This is a genomic window from Megasphaera sp. DJF_B143 (genome assembly GCF_900320625.1).
GTDB lineage: Bacteria > Bacillota > Negativicutes > Veillonellales > Megasphaeraceae > Megasphaera > Megasphaera hexanoica.
Map to the genome: position 1 here is coordinate 1 of NZ_ONTA01000286.1, position 3,435 is coordinate 3,435.

The window sequence follows — 3,435 nt, forward strand, 5'->3', positions numbered from 1 at the left end:
CCAAGGTTTTCCGCAAGGCGGCCTTTGATGTATTGTGGTTTATCGGAGTCGTCGGTATTCTGGAGTGTCTCGAAGCCGTCCAGTCTACCGGATTGATTCCACAGTTGCTGCAGCTCTATTAAGCTTTTTTCTTTACTCTTAGGCAACTTCCTGCCATAATATAAGTAAAAAACGCAGGAGGCATATGTATGAAACACGATGATGACATGACGTTTTCACCGGATGAATTGGATACGCTCAACATATGGCAGCAGAAGGAAGAGTTTTATGATCAAGGAGTCTCTACTACAGAAGTATGGCAGGCTGGCTGGAGCGAAGGCTGGCAGGATGGAGCCAGGGATCAGACGCGTAAAATCGTACAGAATTTATTGAAACTGGGAGTTGGGACTGAAATCATTGCCCAGGCGACAGGATGGTCTTCACACGATGTAGAAGCAGAGCGGGATTCTTTAAAAAAATAATATTTCTATTTTCTATCCACTTTCTCTATTTGGACAGGTCTTGCAAATTATGAGGGCAAGACCTGTTTTCTATACATAAACGGCATATATCTTATCTTTTTTGCGAAAAGCAATACATTATGGCCTATAACGTGTTATAATAATCGTAGCAAATGAAACTCGGGGGATTATGTATAGCAGGAGCAATGGCAGTAGCCCCTGCATTTTATATATAGGTGGTTGCTTCGTATGCTGCAGAGAGAAGGTGTAGTATGCAGGAATATGGCAGATTGAGGGAATTGCGGTATGAAGCCCGGTTATCACAACAGGAAGTGGCAAACATGCTTCATTGTACGCAGGTAGCGTATAGTCTGTACGAATCGGGGAAACGGAAAATTTCTATAGCCAGGCTGGTAATTCTGGCGCGTTTCTACGAGACATCTATTGATTATATAGTCGGTCTTGTAGATGAACGGAAGCCGGCCGGCCCGTATGTAAAGAACTGGAAAGAAATTCATTAAACGAAAGGACTGCAAAGAAGCAGGGGCTTCTAGGGCAGTCCTTTTGTTATTTTCTGTTATTCGATAATGGCACCGTAATGCGCTGATTTTACCAGACGGGCATAGATGGACAGGTAACCTTCTTTGATTTTGGGTTCCGGCGCCTGCCAGTTTTTCAGTCTCTTATCGATTTCTTCCGGAGAAACCAGGAGATCAAGACGGCGGTTGGGAATATCGATACGGATGCGGTCTCCATCTTCAACGATAGCCAGGGGGCCTCCTTCGGCTGCTTCCGGAGAAATGTGGCCTACGAAGCCGCCCTTGTTGGAACCGGAGAACCGGCCGTCGGTGATAAGAAAGACATCTTCGGCAAGACCGTATCCAAGTAGTAATTCCAGCGGCGTAAACATTTCCCTCATGCCAGGGCCTCCTTTGGGGCCTTCGTAGCGGACGACGATGATGTCTCCTTTTTCGATTTTATTATCGTAGATGGCCTGAGTCAGTTCTTCCTCGCTGTCGTACACTTTAGCCGGACCTTCAAAGGTATGATGTTCTACTGGAATGGCGGCAGGTTTGCAGACACCGGAAAGGGGAGCCAGATTTCCTTTGATGATGGCCAGACCTCCGTCGGGGCGGAACGGATTTTCCAGCGGATGGATGACTTCCGGGCGCAGGATGCGGGCGTCCTGTAGATTTTCCTTCATCGTCCGCCCGGTTACTGTGAGAGCATCCCCATGAAGCAGGGACAGGATTTCGTGCATAACGGCCGGTACCGCACCGGCCTCATAGAAATCGACCATATCGTACTGGCTGGCTGTCATGAGCCGGGCAATCTGCGGTGTTGTGCGACTCAGTTCTTCATAATCATCAATGGTAAAAGGAACCTTTGCTTCATGGGCAATAGCCAGGATATGCATGATGAGATTAGTCGAGCCGCCGATAGCCATGCCGAGGCGGACGGCATTTTCAATGGATTTGCGGGTGATAATGTCGCGGGGGCGTAAGCCTTCTTTGACCATATCGACGATGCGGCGTCCCGACTGGCGGGCAATGTCCATGCGTTTTTTATCTACTGTAGGAATCATGGCAGAACCGGTGAGGGACATGCCCAGTCCTTCAGCCAGACAACTCATGGTATTGGCGGTACCGATCATCTGACAGGATCCGGGAGTGGGACAGGCGGCGCGCTCTACCGTTTCGAACTCTTCGCGGCTGCACTGGCCGGACCGGTATTTCCCGGCGTATACGGCTGTTTCGTTGACGTCGATGTCTTTTCCGTTATGATGACCGGGATACATGGGGCCACCATTTACGACGATGGCGGGCAGGTTCAGCCGGGCAGCGGCCATGAGAATGCCCGGCACGATTTTATCACACGAACCGAGGAGGACCATTCCGTCCAGCATGTGGGCCTGAACCATGATTTCGATGCTGGCGGCAATGATTTCGCGGGACGGGAGAATATAATGCATGCCGTCGTGGCCCTGGGCGATGCCGTCACAGCCACCGATGGTGCCGAATTCACAAGGCGTGCCGCCGTTTTCCTCAATCCCGGCACGGACGTATCCGGCAATGCGTTTTAGATTATACTGTCCCGGGCAGATATCATTCCAGGTGTTTACAATAGCGATGAATGGCTTTTTAAAATTTTCGTCGTTATAGCCCATAGAACGGTACAGGCCGCGGGCCAGGGCTCCCTTGTCCGGGTCACCAATAAACGATGCACTTCTCCATGTCATATAGATGCACTCCTTTTCTTGTATCCTAGTATTCGTTTTATGTACATAAAGTATACGTTTTCTTTCTCATAGGTGTCAATGAAGAAAGAGGAGATCCTGTCTAGTATGAATAATCTATATGCTTTATAGAGAATACATGTGTCCTGTGCATACAAAAACCGGCCCTGTCATGGACAAGGCCGGATCCGGCGGTGCGATATGAAGTCTCAGGCAAAGTAGGTGGGATAAAACTCCTTCAGACCTTTGAGCAGGGGGAGGACACGGACGACATGAGGTCCCATTACATGCAGAGCCGCTTCTTCGTCCTGTTTTTTGATGGCTTCCACAATCTGGCGATGCTGGTCGAGTACGATTTCCATCTGATTGACCCGCGACATGGTGACCAGCACGCGGGCGCGGAGATAATTGAGGTCCGTTTTGGTGAGGTAATCCCAGATGCGGCTGCGATGACAGCCATCGAAAATAGTCTTATGCAGTACTTCGTCCAGCTTGAACAAGGTGGTATTATCTGATTTGGCAATGGCCTGCTGCTCCCGGACCAGGTTATTTTCCAGGCGTTTCAGGTGTGTCTTAGGAAATTTTTTGCATGCCTGCTTGATAATCGCACATTCCACGGCCTGGCGCATAAAACAGGAATCGTCGAGCTGTTCTGTCTGAATCCGCGATACGGTCGTTTTGCGCTGGGGAACGATATCGAGCAGTTTCAGCTGGGCCAGGCGCACGAAGGCATCACGTACGGGTGTGCGGCTGATATCG

Annotated in this window: 4 protein-coding genes; 2 read left to right on the forward strand and 2 right to left on the reverse strand. The window is 49.8% G+C overall.

The annotated features are described in order from the left end of the window. The first annotated feature begins 188 nt into the window (after positions 1-188). Positions 189-461 (forward strand): hypothetical protein, encoded by a 273-nt coding sequence (locus DBO31_RS08310; protein WP_150824915.1) that lies wholly within the window; start codon positions 189-191, stop codon positions 459-461. 251 nt (positions 462-712) lie between these two features. Beyond that, entirely contained in the window at positions 713-961 is a 249-nt protein-coding gene (locus tag DBO31_RS08315) for a helix-turn-helix domain-containing protein (protein ID WP_059076315.1), read from the forward strand. Positions 962-1,017: 56 nt separating this feature from the next. On the opposite strand, the gene ilvD is transcribed toward DBO31_RS08315, so the two are convergent. Both ilvD and DBO31_RS08325 read right to left on the reverse strand, forming a co-directional pair. Continuing rightward, a complete protein-coding gene (gene ilvD / locus DBO31_RS08320; protein ID WP_059076316.1) occupies positions 1,018-2,679 on the reverse strand; it encodes a dihydroxy-acid dehydratase in 1,662 nt (553 codons plus the stop codon). Positions 2,680-2,885: 206 nt separating this feature from the next. Then, a partial coding sequence (locus tag DBO31_RS08325) for a GntR family transcriptional regulator (RefSeq protein WP_150824916.1) occupies positions 2,886-3,435 on the reverse strand: 550 nt, incomplete at its 5' end.